We start from the raw sequence: 25,597 nt of genomic DNA, 5'->3' as shown, positions 1-25,597 counted from the left end.
AATTAGTTACTTTTTAATAAACCTTAAATAATGACTTCATCTATAAAGTTTAAATTGTCCTTCATGATGTTCTTGGAGTTTTTCATCTGGGGATCATGGTTTGTAACGTTGGGTACTTTCTTGGGAAATACCCTTAAAGCATCTGGATTGGAAATATCCAATGTGTTCTCTACCCAATCTTGGGGAGCGATCATTGCACCATTCATCATCGGTATGATTGCCGATCGTTATTTTAATGCTGAGCGCATTTTGGGTATTCTACACCTGATAGGCGCTTTTTTAATGTGGCAATTATATAATAGCGACTCCATTGCCAACTTTTTCCCGTATGTATTGGGCTATATGATCCTCTATATGCCGACCCTATCCTTGGTCAATTCCATTTCCTTCCGACAGATGAAGAATCCTGAAAAGGAATTTTCCGTTATCCGGATGTTTGGAACCATCGGTTGGATCGTGGCCGGATTATCCATTTCCTACTTATTTAAATGGGATTCAGAGGCTGGAATTCAAGAAGGTTTATTAAAAAATACATTTCTGATGGCTGCTGTTGCCTCCTTAATCTTAGGTCTGTTCAGTTTTATCCTGCCTAAGACGCCACCTGCAAAAGTGGAGGCTGGTCAAGGCAAGGAGAGCATCAGTAAAATGCTTGGCTTTGATGCCATCAAACTATTGAAAGATAGAAACTTCTTTATATTCTTTGTTTGTTCTATTCTAATCTGTATTCCATTAGCATTCTATTATCAATATGCCAACCCATTCCTTACGGAAATCGGCTTGGAGAATGCGACAGGAAAGATGACCATCGGACAGATCTCCGAGGCTTTATGTCTTTTGTTATTGCCGGTGTTCTTTACCCGTTTTGGATTTAAGAATACCATCTTATTGGGTATGCTTTGTTGGGTATTGCGTTATCTGTTGTTCGCATTTGGTGATGCAGGCGAGCTTACCTTTATGCTGTTGTTAGGTATTGCCCTGCACGGTATCTGTTATGATTTCTTCTTTGTATCCGGACAGATCTATACCGATTCGAAAGCAGGAAAAGAATATAAGAGTGCGGCGCAAGGATTGATCACTTTGGCAACCTATGGGGTTGGTCAATTGATCGGATTCTGGGTTGCGGGTTATGTAAGTGATATGTATGTAGATCTGAAAGCCACTGATCTTCCACAATTCTGGAACCAATTATGGATCGTTCCTGCGGTAATCGCATTTGTGGTATTCGTTATCTTCTTGATCTTCTTCAAGAAAGAAACCGTGAAAAATCAATCTGAAACTATATAAAACTAAACAATAATGGTAGAGAATAATGTATATGATGCTATTGTTATTGGATCTGGAATCAGTGGCGGTTGGGCTGCCAAAGAATTAACTGAAAAGGGTCTGAAAACAATCATGTTAGAACGTGGAAGAAACGTTGAACATGTAAAGGATTATCATGCAAATAAGGACACTTGGGAATACCCACACCGTGGCGGAAGGACCAAGCAGATGGAAGAAGATTATCCTGTCCTTAAGCGTGATTATCCATTGAATGAAAAGAATCTTGATTTTTGGGTGAATGAGAAGGAAAGTCCATACACCGAAGTAAAAAGATTCGATTGGTTCCGCGGATACCATGTAGGTGGTCGTTCTTTAATGTGGGGCCGCCAGTCTTACCGTTTTGGGGATCTGGATTTTGAAGCGAATTTAAAGGATGGACATGGCGTAGATTGGCCAATCCGTTATGCTGATATTGCACCTTGGTACAGTTATGCTGAAAAGTGGGCTGGTATTTCTGGAAACCGTGATGGTTTGGATGTATTGCCGGATGGCGATTTCCAACCCGCTATGGAATTCAATGTGGTGGAAAAGGATCTTGCAGAACGCCTTAAAAAGCAATATGGTGGTAATCGCCACTTTATCATGGGTCGTACCGCAAATATTACGAAACCACATACCGGGCGTATCAATTGTCAGTACCAAAACCAATGTTGGTTGGGATGTAATTTCGGAGGATACTTCAGTACGCAGTCTTCGACTTTGCCACCAGCCATGAAAACTGGTAATTTGACCTTACGTCCTTTTTCCATCGTGACCAAGATCATTTACGATAAGGATACCCAAAAAGCAAAAGGGGTAGAGATTGTGGATGCGGAAACAAATAAAACCTATGAGTTCTATGCCAAGGTTATTTTCGTTTGTGCATCGGCTTTCAATTCCACTTGGGTATTGATGAACTCGGCAACCGATGTTTGGGAAGGTGGATTGGGAAGTAGCTCGGGCGAATTGGGCCACAATGCGATGGACCACCACTTCCGTTTGGGAGCAGGAGGAAAGGTAGAAGGCTTTGAAGATAAATATACCTTCGGAAGAAGACCTACAGGATTATATGTTCCGCGTTTTGTGAATGTTCCTGGAGATACCAAAAAGCGTGATTATGTGCGTGGATTTGGATACCAAGGATCGGGAAGCCGTGGCCGCTGGTCGGGTGAGATTGCGGAGATGGCTGTTGGTGGTGCTTGGAAAGATGCGATGTGTGAGCCAGGAAACTGGGGGGTTGGTTTTACCGCCTTTGGTGAGATCCTTCCCTACCATGAAAACCGGATCTTCTTGGATAAAACCGTGAAGGATAAATGGGGCTTACCTGTCTTATCGATGGACATGGAGATCAAGGACAATGAGCACAAGATGCGTAAAGACATGACCGAAGAAATGAAGGAAATGTTGGAATCCATTGGTGTGAAGGATGTGTATACCTACGATAGTGGTTACAACTTCGGTATGGGTATCCATGAAATGGGAACTGCACGTATGGGTCGTGATCCAAAAACATCCGTACTGAATGGTAACAACCAGGTTTGGGATGCTAAAAACGTATTCGTTACGGATGGTGCTTCCATGACTTCGGCAGGCTGTGTGAACCCTTCATTGACCTATATGGCATTGACGGCAAGAGCTGTTGATTTTGCTGTCAGTGAGCTTAAAAAAGGAAATCTATAAACAACTAAACCGTAAAATATGAGTAATTCAAATTCTAGAAGAACGTTCCTAAAGAACACAGCGATTGCTGCTGCTGGAATCAGCATTGTCCCAAGACATGTTTTGGGGGGTACTGGATTTACAGCACCAAGTGATAAATTGGTGGTTGCAGGTATTGGTGTAGGTGGAAAAGGGGAGAGTGATATCAACGAATTCTATAAAAGTGGAAAGGCTGACATCGCTTATCTATGTGATGTGGATGACCGTCGTGCTGCAAATTCTGTAAAACGTTTCCCGAAAGCGAAATATTATAAGGACTTCCGTACGATGTTGGATAAGGAACACAAACACATTGATGCGGTTTCTGTTTCTGGTCCAGACCATAACCATGCTTTACATGCTTTACCTGCTATGCAATTGGGTAAGCACGTATATGTTCAAAAGCCATTGGCACATGATGTATGGGAAGCACGTGTATTGACACATGCAGCTAAAAAATATAAAGTTGTAACCCAAATGGGTAACCAAGGCGCATCAAATGATGGCCCTCGATTGGTCAAAGAATGGTACGAAGCTGGTTTGATCGGTGATGTGCATACAGTTTACTGTTGGACTGACCGTCCGGTATGGCCTCAAGGTATTGCTTGGCCATCCCAAAAGGCGGAGATTCCGAAGGAATTGGCTTGGGATCTTTGGTTAGGAACTGCTCCTAAAAAGGATTTTGTGGATAAATTGGTTCCATTCAACTGGCGTGGCTGGTGGGATTACGGAACAGGTGCATTGGGCGACATGGGATGTCACTTATTGGAAGTTCCATTCTCGGTATTGGGCCTAACGTATGTGCAGGATGTACAGGCATCTGTAGGTTCGGTATATGTGGATGAGTTCAAACGCGGATACTTCCCTGAAAGTGCGCCACCTTCGAGCCATGCGACCATGACTTTCCCGAAAACTGCCAAAACAGCTGGACCGGTTACTTTACACTGGATGGACGGTGGTATTCAGCCTGCTCGTCCGGAAGAATTGGGTGCAAACGAAATCTTTGGTGATGGTGGAAATGGTATCTTGATGGTCGGTACGAAAGGAAAGATCCTTGCGGATACCTATGGTGATAAGGCTCGTTTGTTACCAACATCCAGAACAGAACAAGTAGCACAGAAATATGCACGTGTACCGGGACAATCTGGTGGACACTATGCACAATGGGTGGATGCTTGTATCGCTGGATATGGTAAGAAAGAAGTTTCTGCTCCATTCGAGATTTCAGGTCCATTGACTGAAGCTTTATTGATGGCTAACCTTGCTATTCGTGGTGCTGATCTAAGAATTGATGGTAGATATCCTGGACGTAACTTGAAGTTGTTATGGGATAACGATAATATGAAAGTGACGAACTTTGATATTGTTAATCAGTTTGTGAAACGTGAGTACCCTCAAGGTTGGGAAGTTAAATATACGTTATAATTTTTAAAGAGATGATGAATAGAAGAGAAGCATTAAGACGCGTAGCTTTTATTGTCGGCGGAACGGTGATTGGCTCCAAATTGTTTTTGGAGGGCTGTTCTAGACCTGCATCTAAAGATGTTGCGGCATTGTTCGAAGGTGATTCACCTGCATTTTTAGGTGAGTTGGCGGAGGCTATTCTACCCAAGACATCCACACCTGGAGCTAAGGAAGCTGGCGTAGGTGATTTCATTCCGGTAATGATCCGTGATTGTTACGATGAGAAGGATCAAAAGGCATTTTTAGATGGCTTTAACGGAGTGGATAAACGTGCGCAGGATGAGTTCAAAAAAGGTTTCAATGAATTGACTGCGGATGAAAAGCTGAAATTTGTTGATAAGTGGGATAAAGAGGCGAAAGAATACCAAAAGAATAAGAAGGAAGAGGAAGCTAATCATTTCTTTACGATGATGAAGCAATTGACCTTAACTGGTTTCTTTACTTCGGAGGTAGGCATGAAGCAGGCTTTACGCTTTGTGAAGATCCCTGGAAAATATGATGGGGCTTATCCTTATAAAAAAGGGGATAAAGCCTGGGCTTTATAAGGAAAGGTTTTTGGTAAAGCGATAAGGCTTAAACACCGTCATTGCTAGGCCATACGTCATTGCGAGGAGGTTTTTCCGTCATTGCGAGGAGGTACGACGAAGCAATCTTTGAACTTTCTCATCCTGAGCGTTGTCTTTTTGTAAACCTGAGCGGAGTCTTATTGTCATACTGAGCGGAGTCTTTTTGTCATCCTGAGCGTAGTCGAAGGATCTGTACGGTTACTCACGAACAGATGCTTCGACTCCGCTCAGCATGACATGTGGGAAGATTACTTCGTTCCTCGCAATGACGTTTGGCCTCGCAATGACGGATTTATAGATTGCTTCGTTCCTCGCAATGATGTTTGGCCTCGCAATGACGTTTGGCCTCGCAATGACGTTTAAATTTTCCTTCTACCCACCTTCATTAAAAAATGAATCCTACCTTCCTTTTCAATATTAAAGGTCGTATAACCATCTTTCTCCTCACTTTTATTAATATCCACAACCTCCCCAAACTTCAACTCCTTCAAAAAATTCATTTCCAACGATTTGATCGATCCATCCAAAACCTCCTTCGGATTCATCGCATCAAAACACCATTCCATATATTTCACATTATTCGCATGATTCACAATATCCAGATCCGATAATTTAATCTGATGCTCTGCAATCTTCTCAAAATCAATATTTCCATCTATTTTCGCAACCTGCTCCCTAGTACTATACCTATCCCCTAATACATGATCATAATCCGTCTTAATAGCGATATGATCAGCTCTTCTGGTAGCCATATTAAATACTACCCATAAACTGGATGCTCTAACCAATACCTTATCATGCTGGATCACCTCAAAATTCCTTAAAGACCTGGTTCCAGTAAATTCCTGTATCCAGGTACGGATGGTAATTTTCTCCATATATCTCGGCAAGGCATCCACTTCGATCAACATCCTGCTCAATACCCAAGACTGCTTGATCTTCAGCATCTCCCGGTATCCAAAGCCAATTTCCTCCGCGTGTTCACTCGCTGCTAATTGTAAAAGGTTATTCAATTCACTAAACTTTACCTGCCCATTGGAATAGCATTGGGTAAAGTTCATCCAATTCTCCTTTTCGAAAATTCCCATAATTATTTTTATTATAATGCGAATGTAACTAATTTAATATTCTGCTTTAAAATCTTGTCTAAATATATTTAAATGGCTAAATTAACGTTAACCTTAATAAACATAAATAATAATGATTGGAACATTGATACAAAAAGAAGACGTCGATAAATTTAGATTTATCCCCGCCGAAATCGACAACAGCGCACCATTCATGAGTAAATTGCAGAATGCCTTGCGATTAGGTAATGAGTTTAAGTCGAAGACTTCTATTGTTTTTAATACGGAGGATGGACCAAAACGCATTGAGACTACTGTCTGGTCGTTAACCGATCGATATATCCAGATCAAAAATGGAATTCTGATTCCTTTGAGATCGCTTATTGAAATTGACTACTAAAAAAGAGAGGTTCAACCTCTCTTTTTTCTTTCCCCATAAAAGCTCGTATTTTTGATCCATTGAGCCAGAACCTTAATCATGAAAAAAATTCTTTCTACATCTGCTTTAAAACAACTTGATCTGGCCACTATCCATAATCAAGAAATCAGTTCATGGGAATTGATGGAACGGGCGGCCTTTGCTGCTTTTCAAGCAATATTCCATGATTATCCGGATATTCTTCAAGCGGAAGTTAGTATCCTCTGTGGAAAGGGCAATAATGGGGGCGATGGATTGGCGATGGCAAGGATGATGCGAGGAGTAGGAATTAAGGTACAGGTATTTCTATTGGAATCAGTGGACTATTCAGCGGATAATCAAGAGAACCAAAAGCTTTTGGATGAATTCCAAAAGGTTACTCTAAATGAACACCTAGTCCTAAACACATCTACCTATCTTATCGATTGCCTGTTTGGTTTTGGTCTAAACAAAGGCCTGGATCATTCCTGGAAATATCTCATCGAACAGATCAATGCATTTGAAGGAACTGTCCTTTCTATCGATATGCCCTCGGGGTTGCCGGTTGATTTTCCATTGGAAGAAAATCCTATTGTTGTAGAAGCGGATCGGGTCTATAGCTTTGAACTTCCCAAACTTTCTTTTTTCATGCCGCAAAATGGACGTTACGTCCTGGATTTTACCTTGATTCCCATCCAATCAGACCAAGCAACCTTAGAAGATTTAAGCAGCAACTACTACTACCTAGAAAAGGAAGACATCAGGAAATTGCTGAAAAATAGATCCAAATTCTCTCATAAAGGGATTTATGGACATGGCTGTATTATTGGAGGAAGTCTTGGAAAAATGGGAGCAGTGATACTTGCTAGCCGTGCAGCGCTGAGAACCGGATGCGGTTTGGTCAGTAATCTCACCCCTACATGCGGCCATCAGATCCTGCAGATAAGCCATCCAGAAACCATGGTCATAATGGACTCCGGAGAAGAAAACCTTCGTGATTTTCAGCTCCCACAGTCCTACCAAGCCATTGCCGTCGGTATCGGAATGGGGACCTCAGAAGAAACAGAAAGGGGGTTAGGTTTGTTCCTGCAATCTCTGGATAAAGATCAGGCTTTGGTATTGGATGCTGATGCATTGAACCTATTGGCTCTAAATCCCCATTGGTTGGGTCATTTGCCTGAAAATAGTATTTTATCACCTCATCCTAAAGAATTGAAACGCTTGATCGGCGAATGGGATTCTGATGAAGATAAGTTAATGAAGGCGGTAGATTTTGCTATTGCACATAAGGTTGTATTGCTTATCAAAGGAGCAAATACGGCCGTCATCAATAGTGAGGGGACTGTGTATTTTAATAGCAGTGGAAATCCTGGAATGGCCACGGGTGGAACTGGAGATGTGCTCACGGGAATTTTAGCGGGTTTAAAAGCACAGGGCTACACCGCTTTAGAAGCGGCATTGATAGGTGTTTATGCACATGGTCTGGCCGGAGATCTTGCAAGTACGGAATTAAGTGAAGAAGGCATGATCGCTGGCGATCTGATAAACTACTTGCCAAAGGTCTGGAACATTGTCCGACAGGATTAGATGTCCAAACCTTTCTGTTCTTCCATTTCAAAAACAGAGTCAATTTTCCAATTTGCCTTGTCCTTGGATGCTTTAACCGCCAATTGATCACACCGTTCATTCAGCGGATGTCCGGCATGCCCCTTTACCCATACCAATTTGATCTGGTGATGCTTGTATAGATTCATCAGCCTTAACCAGAGATCCTTATTTTTCTTGCCCTGGAATCCTTTCTGCATCCAGCCGTATACCCAACGCTTATCAATGGCATCGATCACATATTTGGAATCTGAAAAAATAGTGACTGTTTGGTTCAGGTTTTTTAATGCTTCCAAGCCAACGATGACCGCCAGAAGTTCCATTCGGTTGTTGGTTGTTCTACGAAATCCTCCATAAAATTCCTTTTCCAAAAGTTTTCCTTGAAATTCTGGGTTTGCACCTTGATAAACTGCTCTTAAAATGGTTCCATAACCACCCGGTCCGGGGTTACCACTTGAAGCGCCATCAGTATATAGTTCAATCATTGCTGTTCGGATTTTGTTGGATATGGTATTTTTCTTTTAAATAATGGATGATTCCTGAAGTGATGATCACAATGGCCAAGCCTATGAAACAGCCCAATCCTGTCGCTAATGCACGATAGATAGGGGTGAAGGTCAATTGGGTATGATGCGGTTCGATCATGATGATCAACAATGCGACGATGGCTACCCTCGCCATGTTCATGATCTTAAATATTCGACAGAAGATAATCGTGATCACTATCCCCACCATGATGGTATAAACTGATTTGGGCATGAGCCAAACACAACCCATCGCTACAATGGAGCCCACAAAATTAGATTTAAAACGTTCGATGGATAATCTCTTGGAATCCTTTTCTTCGGGAGATATCACTAGGATTATCGATAACAAGGCCCAGAAAACTTCGAATTGTTTAAACTTTAGGTATAGTAAATACCCAATTGCAAAGCCAATTAAGCATCGAATGATATAAATCAAAAGGGCAGAGCTGACCGCTCGTTTAATGAATTGAACCTGTTTGTCCGATACTGTCATCAGCGCAAAAATACGGCTTATAAATTATTAAGGGAATATTAAATGTAAAAACTGGGTTTTCTATGGGAGAAGCACCCAGTTTTAAGTGGAATGATTATTTATTACTATAAATAGTGGGTGGGCAATTTCAGGTTCTGTTAGTCTGTTTCAGGTTAGTGTTTTACTTTGTTTAAATCTAAGTTAAATAAAAAAAGTGAGCAATGGTTTGAACCAGCTCACTTTTTTTAAAATTTTTATTGTAATTATTCTCGAATTAAATCTTTCGGATTTTTTACCTTACTACTCAATAAAGCAAGTTGTATCACTTCCCTCATCTCCGTTACATAATGGAAGGTAAGGTCTTTAACATAATCTTCCTTGATCTCTTGGATATCCTTCTGATTGGCTTTACAAAGAATAATTTCCTTGATGTTGGCTCGCTTAGCGGCAAGGATTTTCTCTTTGATACCCCCAACAGGTAAAACTTTCCCTCTCAAGGTAATTTCTCCCGTCATAGCTAACTTTTGTTTCACCTTGCGTTGTGTAAATAAGGAAGCCAGCGCCGTCAGCATGGTGATACCTGCTGAAGGACCATCCTTAGGTGTTGCACCTGCAGGTACATGCACATTCACATCCCATTGGTCAAAAACTTTATAGTCAATGCCGAATTCATCAGCATGCGAACGTAAATAAGCCATGGCGATCAAGGCAGATTCCTTCATTACCTCCCCTAAATTCCCTGTTAAAGAAAGTTTGCCTTTCCCTGGACTTAGGCTGGATTCGATAAATAAGATATCTCCTCCAACAGAGGTCCAAGCTAAGCCTGTAACCACACCTGCTGTATCGTTGTTCTCATAAAGATCTTTATCGAATATAGGCGCGCCTAAAATCTCTTCGATCAGTTCTGCATTCAAATTACGATCATACGGCTTTTCCATCACGATTCGGGTCGCAATTCCGCGCACCACCGATCCGATTTTCTTTTCTAAACCACGAACACCGGATTCACGCGTATATTCTTCGATGATTTTTTCGATCATCTTTGGTTTCAACGAAATATCCTTGGCCTGAATCCCATGCATTTCCCTTTGCTTCGGCAACAGGTGTTTTTTCGCAATCTCGATCTTTTCCTCAATGGTATACCCATTCACTTCGATGATTTCCATACGATCCAACAGAGCCGGCTGAATACCACTCAGTGAATTTGCCGTTGCTATGAACATCACCTTGGATAGATCATATTCCATTTCTACATAATGATCGTAAAAATGGGTGTTCTGTTCCGGATCCAATACCTCAAGAAGAGCTGAAGAAGGATCTCCTTTAAAATCAGAACCTATCTTATCGATCTCGTCCAATACAAATACTGGATTAGATGTTCCTGCTTTCTTCAAGGATTGAATGATCCTACCTGGCATAGCACCAATATAGGTTTTACGGTGTCCACGGATCTCCGCTTCATCCCGAATACCACCCAATGCCATTCGGGTATATTTTCTGCCCAATGCTTTAGCTATGGATTTACCAAGGGAAGTCTTACCAACTCCCGGAGGGCCTACTAAGCATAAGATCGGAGCTTTCATATCATTCTTTAGCTTTAATACCGCCAAATATTCAATGATACGTTGTTTTACCTTTTCTAATCCATAGTGATCCTTATCCAAGATCCTTTCTCCACGATGCAGGTCGAAATTGTCTTTGCTGTATTCTCCCCAAGGAAGATCTAGCATTAACTCCAGGTAATTCAGCTGTACTGAATAATCTGCAGCAGCAGGATTTATCCTTGCTAGTTTTTCCAATTCTTTCTGGAAATGTTTAGCAACTTCCTCTGGCCATTTCTTAGATTTAGCTCTTTTCTTAAGCTCCTCCAATTCCAGGTCAGGCGTACTTCCACCCAATTCTTCCTGAATGGTTTTCAATTGCTGGCTTAGGAAATAATCACGTTGCTGTTTATCCAAATCCACCCGTACCTTATTCTGGATCTGGTTTTTCAGCTCCAACATCTGGATTTCGGTGGTCAGGTGCTCCAGCAATTGCTGCGTGCGTTTTACAAAGTCGCGGGTTTCCAAAAGATCCTGTTTCTGCTCTAGCTCCAAAGAAAGGTTCGAAGAGATGAAATTGACCAGGAAAGTAGGACTCTCAATATTTTTGATTGCTATCCCCGCTTCACTTGGAAGGTTTGGAGAAAGCTGGATGATCTGAAGTGCCAATTCTTTAACCGAAGAGATCAAAGCTTTGAACTCTTTCGATTTTGTCTTTGGTTTTTCTTCAGGAAATTTCTCTACGGTCGCGATCAGATAAGGTTCTGATTGGATCAATTCCTTAAGTTTCACACGTTGTTTACCTTGGATGATGACCGTAGTGTTTCCATCAGGCATCTGAAGGATCTTGATGATATGGGCTACAGTTCCTACTTTGTTCAACTGATCGAAAGTAGGATCTTCCACATTCATATCTTTTTGCGAAACCACCGCGATTGTCCGATCACCCTTATAGGCATCCTTGATCAATTTGATGGATTTGTCCCTTCCAACGGTAATGGGAATAACCACACCTGGAAAAAGCACTGTATTTCTTAAAGGTAATATGGGTAAGGATTCTGGTATTTCAGCATTCCTCAATTCATCTTCATCTTGCTGGGTCAACAAAGGGAAGAATTCGGTTTCCTCGTTGATGATGGGCATGGATTGGGTGAAGTTGAATGGATCATTTTTGCTCATAAGCGTTATATCATACAGCCGACAAGTTGTCAGTAAGCCGACCTATTATTCATTTCTAATTTTATGTACCCAAGTATTGCAAGTGCAATGCCAAGGTTTTATTTTGGTACTATTTATGCTATTAAAATGGTATTGCTGTTAAAACGTCAGTTTAGGCCTCTTTTTTTGTCATTTGCTGGATTAATTCCAGTTTTTAGGATAAGCAGGACGAAATGTGGAAATGTTTATAATTATTGATTGACTACTTAAACTATTTAACAGATTTTTACTCTATAACGGGAGAATAGAAATTAATTGGAAACATTTATATAATTGGACATGAATTTAAGATTTATTAATACAAAGATGAAAACGATGAGATTAGGATTGGCTGCTGTTGCGATTGCCTTAGCAACTATGGGTGCTCAGGCACAAACACAGAAACATACAGATGCGAATGTGGCTGCAGGAGAAAAAGCAATCAATGCAAATGATTTCAAATCTGCGGTGACGCATTTTGAAAAAGCAACAACTACTTCAGCAGATGATGCAAATGTTTTTCATTTGTTAGGTCTTTCGTATTACCAATTGGGTGATTATAAGAAAGCTAACACTAACTTTTCAAAAGCGATTGCTTTGGATGCGAAACATTCATCGGCTTATTATTACAGAGCAAAAGCGAATAATAACTTAGCGGTAAATCGTGAAGCGAAAGTATCTGCAGCAGATCGTGAATCATTATTGAAATCTGCGGTTTCAGATTATTCAAAAGCGATTGCATTGAAACCAAGTGAGAAAAACCTGTATCAGAATAGAGCGATTGCAAACCGTGATTTAGGAGTATTGACAGGTACTGCAGGAACTGCTAATTACAACAAGAAAACAGCTACTGATGCTTACAACGCAGCTATCGCTGATTATCAAAAAGTATTGAGCTTAGATGCTTCTCGTAAGGATATCCAAACAGAAGTTAAAAAAGCTACAGTTTATAGAGATAACCTGAAATAGGTTATTTTCCATAAAAAACGAAGTCGAACAATCTGCATCTCCATGAGAACAGATTGTTCGACTTTTTTATTTATGATCCGTTTAGGATAGCAAAATTAAACTGCCTTTTTATACTCCGATGGGGTCATCCCAGTAACCTTCTTAAATTGGCTGCTCAAATGCGCCACACTGCTATAATTCAATTTCGTAGCAATTTCCGACAAGGACATATCATACTGAAGAAATTCTTTTACCTTCTCGATCTTCAGCTTAATCAAATACTTTTCAATACTTTCGCCAGCCAATTCCGAAAAAAGACTGCTTATATACGTGTATTCCAAATTAAACCGATCAGTTAAAAAAACGGAAGTTTTAAGATGTTGATCTTCTGATTTCCCCAAAAACTCCTGCAGAGCTATTTTGATCTCCTCCAACAATCGTTCTTTACGATCTTGCAGCACCTCAAATCCAATAGCACCTAATGCAGTATCCAATTGATCAGTTTCCTTATCGCTCAACTCCCTTTGCAGATTGACCAATCCTATCTTCACATCCTGGAAAGGGATGTTCAAATTGTTCAAGATCTGTTCAACTGCCATTACACAGCGTGGACAAACCATATTTTTAATAGCCAATTGCATATCTTTCATTTAAATCAATCCTGCACGTTTTAATAAGGCATCAACCGATGGCTCTTGTCCCCTAAACTGCTTGTACAATTTCATCGGATGAGCTGTTCCACCTTTACTCAAGATATTCTCCTTGAATTTATCCGCTACTTCCTTATTGAAAATCCCTTTTTGTTTGAAATAATCAAAAGCATCCGCATCCAAGACCTCTGCCCATTTATAACTGTAATATCCAGATGAGTAGCCACCATTGAAAATATGCGAGAAAGAAGGGCTCATCGCATTATCCTGAACATCGGGATAAAGCGATGTAGAGGCGAATTTTTCGACCTCAAAAGCCTTAATATCCTGAATTGAGGATGGATCCTGTCCATGCCAGCCCATATCCAACAGACCAAAGCTGATCTGACGTACCGTAGCCATACCTTCCATAAAAGCAGCACTCTCCTTGATCTTCTCCACATATTCCATTGGAATGGTTTCTCCAGTTTCATAATGCTTTGCAAACAGTTTCAAGGCTTCTTCTTCATAACACCAATTCTCCATGATCTGGCTTGGAAGTTCCACAAAGTCCCAAAATACAGAAGTGCCGGATAGGGTAGGATATACCGTATTGGCCAACATCCCATGCAGGGCATGACCAAACTCATGGAATAAAGTCAACACTTCATTAAAGGTCAATAAAGAAGGTTTACTAGCTGTAGGTTTCGTGAAATTACAAACAATTGAAACATGCGGACGCTCGTCCTTTCCAGCTTTTTGGTATTGGGATTTAAAGGAAGTCATCCAAGCGCCATTCCGCTTTCCTTTCCTTGGGAAAAAATCAGCATAGAAAATAGCAACCAATTCCCCAGCATCATCCTTCACTTCAAAGGTTTGCACATCCGGATGGTATTTATCGATGTTATGGACCTCATTAAAATTCAATCCATAAAGGCGATGTGCAATCTCAAAGGCACCAGCCAACACCTTCTCCAATTGGAAATAGGGTTTTAGCTTTTCATCTTCCAGGTTAAAACGTTGTTGTTTTAATTTTTCGGTATAATAGCTGCCATCCCATTTTTCCAGGTTTTCAAGACCATCCAACTCTTTGGCAAATTCACTCAATTCCTTAAATTCTTTTTCAGCAGCGGGTTTACCCTTTGCTAAAAGATCGTTCAAAAATTTCGTGACCTGTGCTGGATCCTGGCCCATTCGTTCTTCTAGCACAAAATGTGCATGCGATGCATACCCCAATAGTTGGGCTCTTTGATGCCGTAGATTGACAATTTTTAGGACGATCTCCTCATTATTGTTATCATTTTGCTGATATGCCTTTTTACCTGCTGCCAACGTGATTTCCTTCCTCCGCTCCCTATTTTTTGCATAAGTTACAAAAGGGATATAACTCGGATAATCCAACGTGAATAGCCAACCCTCTAGGCAAGCTTCTGTTGCCATTTCTTTGGCAGCTTCTATGGTACCTTCCGGCAAACCTTCTAGTTCGTCCGGGTTTGTGATCAACATCTGGAAGGCATTATTATCCGCAAGAACATGTTCCCCAAATTTTAATTTGAGCACAGATAATTCCGAATCAATATCCCTTAATGTCTGTTTTTTATCTTCTGGTAATAATGCCCCGTTTCGGACAAAATCCCTGTAATTTTTGGTCAACAAAGTTTTTTGTTCTTCCGTTAGGTCCAATGAATCCATTTTATCATAAACCTGTTTAATCTTTTCGAACAAGGGAAAGTTTAACGTAATGTCGTTTCCGAGTTCAGCCAATTTGGGCGCCACTTCATTGGCAATCTTGTCCAACTCATCATTGGTTTCTGCTGAATGTAGATTGAAGAATATATTGGAGATCCGATCCAGCTGCATTCCAGAAAAAGAAAGTGCAGCAATCGTATTTTCGAAGTTAGGTTCCTCCTTCAATTGCACAATAGCATCGATTTCTTGACGGGTTTCTGCAATCGCAGCATCAAAGGCAGGAACGTAATCCGTTATATTGATTTTAGAAAAAGGAGCGGTATCGTGGGGGGTATCAAATGATTGATTTAAAATATTCATAAAAGTAAAGTTACAACAAAAATTATCCTAATTTTAACCCAGCATACACAAGTTTATAGATTTTACCAAAACATTACTAAGCTAAAAAGGTTTATTTAATAGAAGGAAACACAAGAAGATGAAAAGAATGAGCAATGCTTTGGCTATAGCATTGACAATAGCTGGTTTGAGTGCGTGTAATTCCAATTCAAATCAAAAACAGGAGATAGTCCATTCTCCAAAAAATCAAGAACACAATCTCGAAGACTTTGTTGGTACCTACGAATATCAAGAAAAGAGGGATACCATTCGTTTGGCTTTAGCCTTAGAAAAGGATTCCTTGGTAGGCGACCTTACTTATTCTTTATTTGAAAAGGATAAGAATGTAGGGACGTTCAAAGGGGTTATCAAGGACTCCCTAATCGTGGGTGAATACCGATTCATGTCGGAAGGAATGGAATCAACTTGGGAAAAAGTTTTTGGGATTGTTCCAAGTGGTTTAATAGAAGGATTCGGCGATATTATCGACGAAAATGGAAAGGTTAAATTTGTTGACAAGAACAATCTTCGTTTTGACCATGGGATGCTTCTCAAAAAGAAAGAATAAAAAATGAGGTTGATTTTTTTCAACCTCAATCAATATTATTCCACCATTCTGAAAATTGGTTCGCTTTACCTAGATATACCACCTGCCCAATCTGTGGTGTCCATATCGGTCTATTCTTTCGTTTAGCTTCATTCGTAACCCTAATCAACGGTTCGTCCCAGGCATGGTTTGCTAATGGGAATTTCCCTGAGTGTACTGGAATCAAATCTTTTGCCCGAAGATCTTCCGCTGCTTGTATCACCTCCTCCGGCATCATATGGATGTATTTCCAATATTCATTGTACTGTCCATTCTCAAGAAGAACCAGATCAAATGGACCATGTTCCTCACCAATGGTTTTGAAATGCTTTCCATATCCACTATCTCCACCCAATAATAGTTTGTAGGTTTGGCTTTGCAGAACAAAGGCCGACCAAAGGCTGGTGTTTCGCTTGAACCAACGGCCAGCAAAATGCCTGGCAGGAGCTGCCGTAAACTTTAAGGAGTCTACTTGGAAACTTTCACCCCAATACAGCTCATGAATTTTATCCGAGGGATAGCCCCATTTTTCAAAATGGGCACCCACGCCAAGACTCGTTACAATCTGTTTGGTTCTGCCTTTTATTTCCTCAAAAGTGGAATAATCCAGGTGGTCAAAATGGTCATGGGTGACGACCAATATATCGATATCGGGCATATCAGCAGCCGTATAATTATAGGTCATCTGAAATGCCTTGATTCCAAACGGAACAGGAGAGGCATATTTACTGAATACCGGATCCACCAAGATCCTTTTTCCATCCAATTGCAATAAGTAAGAGGAATGCCCAAACCAAACCAACAAGTTCTCGTTGATGTCCAGATTCTTGAAGTCGGTCTTGATCGATGGCAATGGCTTACTAGGTACGTTTCTTTTGTCTTTTCCGAAGAAAAAGGAACGCAGCATCTCGAAGGAAGAAACACCTTCTTTTATAGCTGGCGTTACTTCCAGGTTTTCATATACCCCATTTTTAAAATTAGGGTTCGAGGACATTTTCTCCAAACGCTCGCCTGTGGCGAGGGTTCCGATTGGCGCCGATCTGCCCAATAGGAAGACAGCAATAACGATGATAACGATGATGGCCAAAAGGATATACATGATTCTTTTTAATGTTCTTTTCATAAATGCGAGGCGCAAGTTAAAAGATTCTTTTTCATCTGATTGTCATGAATATAAAAAATGTAGTTTTTGAGCGATAAACTTAATCTTTTGCTATTTTTTTAAACAACGCGTTAAGAAATCATTTAACTTAAATAAATAAAAAAATATTTTTTTTGAGGAATGTTTTTCTAGCCTAATAATATTGTATAATTGTAAAATTTTATTCACTAAAAACCAATATGTTAACAAATTTTTCTAATAAAACCGACTCGTTACTAGAGGAGTTGGAAATCTTTGATATTAAATATCAAGACTATTTACGCAGAGATGGAAGGTGGCTCATCGGAGGATTCAAATCCATTGTTTCTATAAACCAAGATCCCAAAGATAATGACAAGCAAGTTATTCGAATAAAAATGGAAGTATTCAATATGCTTCCAGCAGCAATAAGAGAAGATTTAGCTCAACTGTTTCGTTTATAGTATATTAATGGATTAATAGTCCTTAGTTGTTTGATTATTTAAATAAAGAATTGGTCAACTCGACCTAACTTAAACCTTTTTTTGCCATAATTACCAATACTATAATAATAAATTAACATCTTGATTATAACAATAATCGAACTTTGGCGTTAAATGTAATAGTGAAACAGAATAATATGGTTAATAGTTATACATCAAATTCGAACGAAATCCTAGGCGCGTTAAAAGCCTTAAATGCTAAATACAACGATTACTTAATAGGAGAGGGTAGATGGTTGAACGAAGGGTTTGAATCAATCGTAAGCATTGAAGAAAATCCAGCTGATTCACGTCAAGAGAACCTCATCCTGAAAAAGGAAATCTTTATGATGCTACCGGTGCATATCCGCGAGGATATTGCAACATTCATGGTTATCGATTAATGAAATCATAGATAATATTAAAGAATAGGGTTTTTGGGGTTTATTATATGCCATTACGAAAGCTTTGCTAAAGCAGTTTAAATTCCGATCAGTTCAAAGAACAATTGTTCATTTGAATAATTAACCTCGAATTCCCTTCATGAAAAAAGCCTTAACAATATCGGAGGGCACTGAAAAAGTCCCCTTTTAGAATGGGCTAAAAAAAGGAGTGGAAAACAACAGTTTTCTGCTCCTTTTTTCGTATCTTAAAGTAGGCTTTAACGGATATCAGGATGCTTTCTACCCAACAAAAAATTCAGTTCAGTTCCTATTCGGGATTGTACGATATCATTGTTCCAAAAGACAATCTACTTCGCAAAATCAACGATCTTATCGATTTCAGTTTTATACATGAGGAACTTTTGGAGAAGTATTGCCAGACCAATGGGCGTACAGCAGAGAGCCCCATCAAGATGTTCAAGTACCTTCTGTTAAAGACGATCTACACCGTTTCGGATGTTGATGTTGTTGAGCGTTCCAGATATGACATGTCCTTTAAATACTTTCTGGAAATGGCCCCTGAGGAGGATGTGATCAATCCAAGTTCGCTCACCAAATTCCGTAAGCTACGGTTAAAGGACATGGACCTATTGAACCTGTTGATCAATAAGACCGTAACGATCGCTCTTGAAAAGGGTATTATAAAATCAAGGTCCATCATCGTAGATGCCACACATACCCATTCCAGATCGAACCCATACACAGCACAGGAAGTGCTAAAGGAACGATCCAAGCTGTTGAGGAAAGCAATATATCAGATCGATGAGGACTACAAAGGGCGCCTACCACAAAAGAACGAGTCCAACGACCTGGACCAAGAGCTTGCCTATTGCAGGGAATTACAGAGAGTGCTGGATCAGGATCAATCTATCAGTGAAATACCGGCTGTAAAAGAGAAGTTGAACCTGTTGAAGGAAACCATCGAGGACACAAAGGAATACTATCTGCTCTCAAAAGATGGTGAAGCCAGGCTTGGACATAAATCAATGGACAGCAGTTTCTTTGGCTATAAAACACATCTGGCAATGACCGAGGAACGCATCATCACAGCAGCGGTCGTTACTACAGGCGAGAAAGGTGATGGTCCGGAACTGCCCCGATTATTGGAGATCAGCCAGCAGAATGGAATGGAAGTGGACACGATTATAGGCGATGCCGCATATTCTGGAAAGGACAATCTACGGCTGGCAAAAGAACAGAACATTGATATCATCGCTAAATTGAAACCGGCAGTCAGCCAGGGATCCAGGAAAGAAAGCGATCACTTTCACTACAATAAAGATGCGGGGATGTTTGTCTGTCCAGCTGGCCATCTAGCAATCCGGAAGGCCCGTCAGGGCAAAAAGAACATAGGTAAAAATCAAGCAGACACGTATTACTTCGATGTGGATAGATGTAAAGTTTGCCCTCTCAGGGAAGGATGTTATAAGGATGGGTCAAAAACAAAGACCTATTCGATAACCATTAAATCCGAACTCCATAAAGAGCAGATGGCTTTCCAGCAAACCTATCATTACCGGAGCAAGTCTAAGGAAAGGTATAAGATCGAGGCAAAGAACAGTGAGCTCAAGAATGTCCATGGTTATGGAAGAGCAGATTCCTATGGCATCAAAAATATGGAAATGCAGGGTGCAATGGCCATCTTCACGGTAAACTTGAAAAGAATCCTGAAATTGATCTAAAAAGGAGGAATATTACCTCAAAATCAATGGATTTGAGATTCTGAAAGCCTAAATAGCCACTCATGGTCGATTAAACCTTCAATAAAACCATTAAAAAACAAATTTTCAGAAATCCTTAGAACAAAAATGACCGAGTAAGATAAATCTTGTACTCAGTCATTTCTTTAAATCTCATTAAAAAGTTGAGACTTTTTCAGTGCCCTCCAATATCGTTAAGGCTTTTTTTATGGATGCTATTAAAGGTTATTGATAACCTAATAGTTTCATGACTTGTTTAGAATTCTGTTCTTCCCCAAACACTTCGTAATTGAACGTTTCATCCCTGTTTCTACGGATCAACACGTGCTTTGGAGATGGTAAGAGGCAATGATGAATACCACCATACCCACTTAATACCTCTTGGTAAGCCCCAGTATGGAAGAAGCCAAGGTATTGCACCTTTCTGGTCTTTGGCATAAACACAGAGTTCATGTGGGCCTCTTGATTGTAGTAATCTTGGCCGTCACAGGTAATCCCGCCTAAGTTGACACGTTCATATTCCGAATCCCAATTGTTGATCGGCAACAAGATGTATTTTTGGTTCAATGCCCAAACATCCGGAAGGTTGGTAATAAAAGAACCATCCAACATCAACCATTTTTCACGGTCATTCTGTTGCTTACGGCCTAATACTTTGTATAAAATTCCAGAAGCTTCTGCTACGGTATATTTTCCAAATTCGGTAATGATATCCGGTTCCACTACTTCGTGATGTGCACAGATCTGTTTAATGCGGTTCACGATCTCGTTAACCATGTATTCGTAATCAAAATCATGTACCAATGAATCTTTGAATGGCATTCCGCCACCGATATCCAACGTATCAAGGTCTGGATTGATCTTTTTGAACTTACAATAAAGGGTCACATATTTCTCCAATTCATTCCAATAGTACGGTGTGTCCGAAATACCGGAATTGATAAAGAAATGAAGCAACTTCACTTTGAAGTAAGGGTTCTCTGCAATCTTGCTGTTGTAAAAATCAATGACGTCTTCCATGCGGATACCTAATCTCGAGGTATAGAATTGAGAATCCGGTTGCTCTTCTGCGGCAATACGGATACCCAAATTACATGGCTCTGTCAATTCGATCTCATCATCGTACATGTTGAATTCCTCTTTATTATCCAATACCGGAATAATATTATGGAAACCATCATGCAACATGTCCACGATATATTGCTTGTACTGGTAAGTTTTGAAGCCATTACAGATTACTGTAATATCCTTCGTCACCTTTCCCTGTCTTTCCAAGGCATCGATCATAGGCATATCAAATGCCGACGAGGTTTCTAAGTGAATATCGTTCTTTAACGCTTCCTCTACAATATGTTTGAAATGAGATGATTTCGTACAATAGCAGTACTTATAGGACCCACGGTAATTGTATTTCAACATGGCTGTTTGAAACAGAATCTTCGCTTGTTGGATCTTTTTACTAATAATAGGTAGATAAGTAAAACGTAGGGGCGTGCCATACGTTTCTATCATTTCCATCAAATTCAAATCGTGGAAGTACAATTCGTCTTCGATAATTTCGAATCCGTCTTGTGGAAAACCAACACTTAAGTCAAGAAATTCCTGATAGCTCTGCATTTTTTATTATTTTTGGCAAAGATATGCTTTCATAACGAATACATGAATAATCTGAGTGTTATTTTTTGAATTCATTATCAGAAGGTTAAGAATATTACGAAATATTTACATGGCAAAATCAATCCAAGAACTGCTTATTGAAAAGTCTGTAGAAGCAGTTAAATCACTTTATAGTTCAGATATCCCAGCTTCACAGCTTGCATTACAGGAAACCAGAAAGGAATTTGAAGGACAAATTACCTTGGTTGTATTTCCTATAACCCGATTCTCCAAAAAATCGCCGGAAGTAACAGGGCAGGAGATCGGTGCTTACCTTCAGGAGCAGATTCCGGAGATTGAATCCTACAACGTGATCAAAGGGTTTTTGAACCTGAGCTTCACCGACCAATACTGGATCGCGGTATTGAACGGGGAAATAGCTCATAATGATTTTGCTGTATTTCCAGCCAATGGAAAACGCTTGATGGTGGAATATTCTTCACCAAACACCAATAAACCCCTACACTTAGGGCATGTGCGTAACAACCTCTTGGGTTATTCGGTAGCTGAAATCCTAAAAGCATATGGCTATGATGTGATCAAAGCAAATCTGGTTAACGATAGAGGGATCCATATCTGTAAATCCATGCTTGCTTGGCAGAAGTTTGGAGAAGGGGAAACCCCTGCTTCAACCGGAATGAAGGGCGATCATTTGGTCGGTAAATACTATGTGGTTTTCGATAAAGCGTATAAGCAGGAGATTGATGCCTTGAAAGCCGAAGGGCAGACCGAAGAGGAAGCCAAAAAGAATGCACCATTGATCAAGGAAGCGCAGGCCATGTTGTTGAAATGGGAAGCCGGGGATGAGGAAGTGATCAACCTTTGGAAAACCATGAACGCTTGGGTATATGAAGGTTTTGATCAGACCTATAAAACCCTAGGGGTTGATTTCGATAAATTCTATTACGAATCAGATACCTATTTATTAGGAAAAGATATTATTCAGGAAGGATTGGATTCGGGTGTATTCTATAAAAAAGAAGACAATTCCGTTTGGATCGACCTGACCGCAGAAGGCCTTGACGAAAAACTTGTTTTACGTGGAGATGGTACTTCTGTATACATCACCCAGGATTTGGGGACAGCACAATTGAAATACGATGAATTCAAGATGGATGATTCTATTTATGTGGTGGGCAATGAGCAGGATTACCATTTCAAGGTATTGTTCCAGATCTTGAAAAAACTGGGTAAATCTTGGGCGGATGGACTATTCCATCTTTCTTACGGCATGGTGGACCTTCCAACGGGTAAAATGAAATCCAGAGAAGGTACGGTTGTGGATGCAGACGACCTGATGCAGGAAATGTTTGCCACAGCAAAAACCAGAACCGAAGAATTGGGTAAGACCGAAGGATTCAACGAAGAAGAAAAAGAAGCTTTATACAATACCATCGGTATGGGGGCATTGAAATATTTCCTATTAAAGGTTGACCCTAAAAAAAGGCTACTGTTCGATCCGAACGAAACCGTAGATTTCCAAGGACACACAGGTCCATTTATTCAATATACCCACGCTCGTATCAAATCTGTTTTGAGAAAAGGAGATTTTAAGGAAGGTACTGCCGTACAACCGGAAAAGATATCCAGTTACGAACGGGATCTGATCCAGGCATTGGCCGGATTTCCAGGAGTCATTGAAGCCTCAGCAAAGGAATTCAGCCCAGCTCAATTAGCGAATTATGCTTATGAGGTCGCTAAATTATACAACAAATTCTACCACGAAGAAAGTATTATCAAGGCGGAGGATGAAACCGTAAGAACCTTCCGTCTGCAATTGTCCTCTGCTGCGGCAAAAATCATTGCAAAAAGTATGAACTTATTAGGAATTCAGGTTCCTGAAAGAATGTAAGCATGGGGAAGATCAAAGTTGGACTGATCGGGTTTTCTATTGGTGGACATGTATTCCATGCGCCATTTATCTCAGAAAATCCTGATCTGGAATTATATAAGGTAACAGCTAGGAAATTTGAACAACAGGAAATGTTAGCTGAAAGATATCCGGATGCCATTGCCGTTCAGAAAGCAGAAGATATTTTCGAAGATCCAGTGGTAGATCTGGTCGTCATCGCCACTTCAAATGATGTGCATTTTTCGTTTGCGAAAGCTGCATTAGAAGCCGGAAAACATGTGGTGGTAGAAAAGCCATTCACGAATTATACATCCGAGGCCGATGAACTGATCGCATTGGCAAAAAGTAAGAACCTCTTGCTTTCTGTCCATCACAACGCGAGGTTCCATTCTGATTTTAAAACCGTTAAGAAACTTATTGAAGAAGGAAGATTGGGGCGTTTAACAAACTATGAAGCAAGATTTGATCGGTTCCGCAATTTTTTAAGGGCAGGAGCCTGGCGCGAAGAAAACCTCCCTGGTTCGGGTATACACTATGACCTGGGTGCACACTTGATCGATCAAGCCCTACAGATCTTTGGACATCCGACGGCGATCTATGCTGATTTAAGGGTGCAACGAGACGGTGCTAAAGCCATTGATGATTTTGAATTTATCCTGCATTATCCCCAAGTCAAAGTTTCCTTAAAAGGACAGATGCTAGCGAAAATCCCAACAGCAAGATTTGCCTTATACGGTACGAACGGTTCTTTTGTAAAATGGGGTGTAGATCCACAGGAAGAACTGTTGCGCGCAGGTAAGCGACCTGCAGATGTTGCGGATTGGGGAACAGAAAACCCGGAGATCTATGGAAAATTAGCCATCCTGGAAAACGGTACGGAAATCGAAGAGATCATTCCGTCAGAGAAGGGTTCTGGTGAGGATTTCTATAAAAATATAGTGGCTACATTAAAAGGAGAAGAAGAGTTGTTCGTTAGACCAGAACAGGCTAGGGATGTGATCCGGATCTTGGAACTGGCCGAACAATCTTGGACAGAGCAACGCGTAGTTTCCCTTGCTGGAGAATTGATTTCTTAAGATGAAGAATTACGACGCCATTATCATAGGAGCTGGTGCCTGCGGATTGATGTGTGCCGCACAGGCAGGGCTGCTGGGCAAAAAAACCTTACTATTAGAAAGGAACGATAAGCCTGGAGCGAAAATCCTGATCTCTGGCGGTGGACGTTGTAATTTTACGAATCTATATACCCAACCTGAAAATTTTGTTTCGGAGAACCCGGCATTTCTGCATGCAGTTTTCTCCCAATGGACTGTTGAAGATACCCAAAATTTCTTTGAGAATTTCGGAGGCATTCAAGGGGAAGAAAAGACATTGGGGCAACTTTTTCCCAAAAGCAATAAGGCAAAGGATATTGTAGCGGTTTTTAGCAAATTGATGTTTGAAACCAAGCAGGATATCTGGTTGAATACCGAAGTGAAGGATGTCGAAAAAACAGAAGGAGGTTTTGAAATAACCTTTGTGAAGGATGGGAAAACCCAAAAGATCCACAGCCCCAAAGTCGTGATTGCCTCTGGAGGTCTACCGGTTGCTAAATTGGGAGCTTCCGATTTTGCATTACGCATAGCGAGAAAATTCGGATTGGGAATTGTACCTACAGCGCCAGCCTTAGTGCCTTTGACCATCACCGGAAAGGATGCCGACTGGTATGCCTCTTTGGCCGGAAATTCCATCTTTTCTAAAGTATATAATGAAAAGATCAGCTTTGAAGAAAATATCCTATTTACCCATTGGGGTCTGAGTGGTCCGGCTATTCTACAGATTTCTTCCTATTGGAGACCTGGGGAAACGTTCAGCATCGATTTATTGCCGAAATTCAAAATGGATACCCTCATTAAGCAGGAAAGGGAGCAGGGTGGAAGAAGGACCGTTGCACAGCTGATGAATGATTATTTCACCAAGAGAACCGTTGAAGCATTCGGAAAATTCTTACCCACTACGGTGAAGATCGCTTCCCTAGGTAAAAATGATGCAAAACTCATCGTAGATACCATCCATAAGTTCAAGGTCAAGCCTGCAGGCGATAAGGGCTACGATAAGGCGGAGGTCATGCGTGGTGGGGTGAATACAGAAGAGCTGAATCCCAAAACCTTAACTGCCAAAGCAGTTCCAGGGCTTTACTTTGGTGGCGAAGCCGTCGATATTACCGGTTGGTTGGGCGGTTATAACTTCCAATGGGCTTGGGCAGCAGGGTATGCTATCGCAAATGATCTTTAATAAG

At 40.6% G+C, this 25,597-nt stretch carries 22 protein-coding genes; 14 read left to right on the top strand and 8 right to left on the bottom strand.

The genetic code is table 11. The annotated features are described in order from the left end of the window. Positions 1 to 30: 30 nt before the first annotated feature. Genes E3D81_RS06435 through E3D81_RS06420 form a run of 4 tightly spaced genes read left to right on the top strand, consistent with a single transcriptional unit; the run spans position 31 to position 5,009 of the window. Positions 31 to 1,284: a nucleoside permease gene (locus E3D81_RS06435; protein WP_099366610.1), complete on the top strand. Its 1,254-nt coding sequence runs from the start codon at positions 31 to 33 to the stop codon at positions 1,282 to 1,284. A 12-nt stretch (positions 1,285 to 1,296) separates the two neighbouring features. Then, the gene (locus E3D81_RS06430; RefSeq protein ID WP_134776857.1) at positions 1,297 to 2,982 is read left to right on the top strand and encodes a GMC oxidoreductase; all 1,686 of its coding nucleotides are present in this window, start codon (positions 1,297 to 1,299) and stop codon (positions 2,980 to 2,982) included. An 18-nt stretch (positions 2,983 to 3,000) separates the two neighbouring features. Continuing rightward, positions 3,001 to 4,425, top strand: coding sequence for a Gfo/Idh/MocA family protein (locus E3D81_RS06425; RefSeq protein ID WP_134776856.1), 1,425 nt, complete (start codon positions 3,001 to 3,003; stop codon positions 4,423 to 4,425). Between the two features lie 11 nt (positions 4,426 to 4,436). Then, positions 4,437 to 5,009, top strand: coding sequence for a gluconate 2-dehydrogenase subunit 3 family protein (locus E3D81_RS06420; RefSeq protein WP_245153301.1), 573 nt, complete (start codon positions 4,437 to 4,439; stop codon positions 5,007 to 5,009). A gap of 380 nt (positions 5,010 to 5,389) precedes the next feature. Here E3D81_RS06420 and E3D81_RS06415 read toward each other — a convergent pair whose 3' ends face one another. Next, positions 5,390 to 6,118, bottom strand: coding sequence for an acyl-[acyl-carrier-protein] thioesterase (locus E3D81_RS06415; RefSeq protein WP_134776855.1), 729 nt, complete (start codon positions 6,116 to 6,118; stop codon positions 5,390 to 5,392). A 112-nt stretch (positions 6,119 to 6,230) separates the two neighbouring features. Between E3D81_RS06415 and E3D81_RS06410 the strand changes: the two genes are divergently transcribed. Together E3D81_RS06410 and E3D81_RS06405 are read left to right on the top strand one after the other, a co-directional pair. Beyond that, positions 6,231 to 6,497, top strand: coding sequence for a hypothetical protein (locus tag E3D81_RS06410; protein ID WP_180268466.1), 267 nt, complete (start codon positions 6,231 to 6,233; stop codon positions 6,495 to 6,497). A 78-nt stretch (positions 6,498 to 6,575) separates the two neighbouring features. Continuing rightward, positions 6,576 to 8,081 (top strand): NAD(P)H-hydrate dehydratase, encoded by a 1,506-nt coding sequence (locus E3D81_RS06405; protein ID WP_134776854.1) that lies wholly within the window; start codon positions 6,576 to 6,578, stop codon positions 8,079 to 8,081. On the opposite strand, the gene rnhA is transcribed toward E3D81_RS06405, so the two are convergent. The 3 genes from rnhA to lon all read right to left on the bottom strand — a co-directional run bounded on the left by rnhA (position 8,078) and on the right by lon (position 11,818). Next, positions 8,078 to 8,584: a ribonuclease HI gene (gene rnhA / locus E3D81_RS06400; RefSeq protein ID WP_099366603.1), complete on the bottom strand. Its 507-nt coding sequence runs from the start codon at positions 8,582 to 8,584 to the stop codon at positions 8,078 to 8,080. The two genes, E3D81_RS06405 and rnhA, sit on opposite strands and share 4 nt — an antisense overlap. Further along, positions 8,577 to 9,119: an FUSC family protein gene (locus E3D81_RS06395; RefSeq protein ID WP_099366602.1), complete on the bottom strand. Its 543-nt coding sequence runs from the start codon at positions 9,117 to 9,119 to the stop codon at positions 8,577 to 8,579. The genes rnhA and E3D81_RS06395 overlap by 8 nt, the downstream gene beginning before the upstream one ends. Positions 9,120 to 9,361: 242 nt before the next feature. After that, entirely contained in the window at positions 9,362 to 11,818 is a 2,457-nt protein-coding gene (gene lon, locus E3D81_RS06390; protein ID WP_099366601.1) for an endopeptidase La, read from the bottom strand. Positions 11,819 to 12,163: 345 nt separating this feature from the next. Between lon and E3D81_RS06385 the strand changes: the two genes are divergently transcribed. After that, entirely contained in the window at positions 12,164 to 12,805 is a 642-nt protein-coding gene (locus E3D81_RS06385) for a tetratricopeptide repeat protein (protein WP_245153300.1), read from the top strand. A gap of 95 nt (positions 12,806 to 12,900) precedes the next feature. Here the strand turns inward: E3D81_RS06385 and E3D81_RS06380 are convergent, their stop codons facing one another. Both E3D81_RS06380 and E3D81_RS06375 read right to left on the bottom strand, forming a co-directional pair. Next, the gene (locus tag E3D81_RS06380) at positions 12,901 to 13,434 is read right to left on the bottom strand and encodes a helix-turn-helix domain-containing protein (RefSeq protein ID WP_245153299.1); all 534 of its coding nucleotides are present in this window, start codon (positions 13,432 to 13,434) and stop codon (positions 12,901 to 12,903) included. After that, on the bottom strand, positions 13,435 to 15,462 hold the full coding sequence (locus tag E3D81_RS06375; RefSeq protein WP_134776853.1) for a M3 family metallopeptidase: 2,028 nt from the start codon (positions 15,460 to 15,462) through the stop codon (positions 13,435 to 13,437). Positions 15,463 to 15,580: 118 nt separating this feature from the next. Here E3D81_RS06375 and E3D81_RS06370 point away from each other — a divergent pair, with 118 nt between their 5' ends. Further along, a complete protein-coding gene (locus E3D81_RS06370) occupies positions 15,581 to 16,048 on the top strand; it encodes a hypothetical protein (protein WP_134776852.1) in 468 nt (155 codons plus the stop codon). Positions 16,049 to 16,073: 25 nt separating this feature from the next. Here E3D81_RS06370 and E3D81_RS06365 read toward each other — a convergent pair whose 3' ends face one another. Continuing rightward, positions 16,074 to 17,189, bottom strand: coding sequence for an MBL fold metallo-hydrolase (locus E3D81_RS06365; protein WP_245153298.1), 1,116 nt, complete (start codon positions 17,187 to 17,189; stop codon positions 16,074 to 16,076). 218 nt (positions 17,190 to 17,407) lie between these two features. On the opposite strand from E3D81_RS06365, the gene E3D81_RS06360 reads away from it, so the two are divergent. The 3 genes from E3D81_RS06360 to E3D81_RS06350 all read left to right on the top strand — a co-directional run bounded on the left by E3D81_RS06360 (position 17,408) and on the right by E3D81_RS06350 (position 19,793). Further along, on the top strand, positions 17,408 to 17,650 hold the full coding sequence (locus E3D81_RS06360) for a hypothetical protein (RefSeq protein ID WP_134776851.1): 243 nt from the start codon (positions 17,408 to 17,410) through the stop codon (positions 17,648 to 17,650). Between the two features lie 176 nt (positions 17,651 to 17,826). Then, entirely contained in the window at positions 17,827 to 18,072 is a 246-nt protein-coding gene (locus E3D81_RS06355; RefSeq protein ID WP_099366633.1) for a hypothetical protein, read from the top strand. 272 nt (positions 18,073 to 18,344) lie between these two features. Continuing rightward, positions 18,345 to 19,793 carry an IS1182 family transposase gene (locus E3D81_RS06350; protein ID WP_134776850.1) on the top strand — a complete coding sequence of 483 codons (1,449 nt, stop codon included), beginning with the start codon at positions 18,345 to 18,347 and terminating at the stop codon, positions 19,791 to 19,793. Positions 19,794 to 20,036: 243 nt separating this feature from the next. Here the strand turns inward: E3D81_RS06350 and E3D81_RS06345 are convergent, their stop codons facing one another. After that, complete coding sequence (locus E3D81_RS06345; RefSeq protein WP_099366634.1) at positions 20,037 to 21,428, bottom strand: arginine decarboxylase; 1,392 nt, start codon at positions 21,426 to 21,428, stop codon at positions 20,037 to 20,039. A 109-nt stretch (positions 21,429 to 21,537) separates the two neighbouring features. On the opposite strand from E3D81_RS06345, the gene argS reads away from it, so the two are divergent. From argS to E3D81_RS06330, 3 genes are read left to right on the top strand one after another with little or no spacing between them, the layout of a single operon-like run. After that, positions 21,538 to 23,319 carry an arginine--tRNA ligase gene (gene argS / locus E3D81_RS06340; protein ID WP_134776849.1) on the top strand — a complete coding sequence of 594 codons (1,782 nt, stop codon included), beginning with the start codon at positions 21,538 to 21,540 and terminating at the stop codon, positions 23,317 to 23,319. A gap of 2 nt (positions 23,320 to 23,321) precedes the next feature. Further along, positions 23,322 to 24,395, top strand: coding sequence for an oxidoreductase (locus tag E3D81_RS06335; protein ID WP_134776848.1), 1,074 nt, complete (start codon positions 23,322 to 23,324; stop codon positions 24,393 to 24,395). Between the two features lies 1 nt (position 24,396). Then, positions 24,397 to 25,593, top strand: coding sequence for an NAD(P)/FAD-dependent oxidoreductase (locus E3D81_RS06330; RefSeq protein ID WP_134776847.1), 1,197 nt, complete (start codon positions 24,397 to 24,399; stop codon positions 25,591 to 25,593). The last annotated feature ends 4 nt before the right edge of the window (positions 25,594 to 25,597 follow it).

It is taken from the genome of Sphingobacterium sp. CZ-2 (assembly GCF_004526235.1).
GTDB lineage: Bacteria > Bacteroidota > Bacteroidia > Sphingobacteriales > Sphingobacteriaceae > Sphingobacterium > Sphingobacterium tenebrionis.
This window is presented reverse-complemented; position numbering and strand designations above follow the sequence as displayed.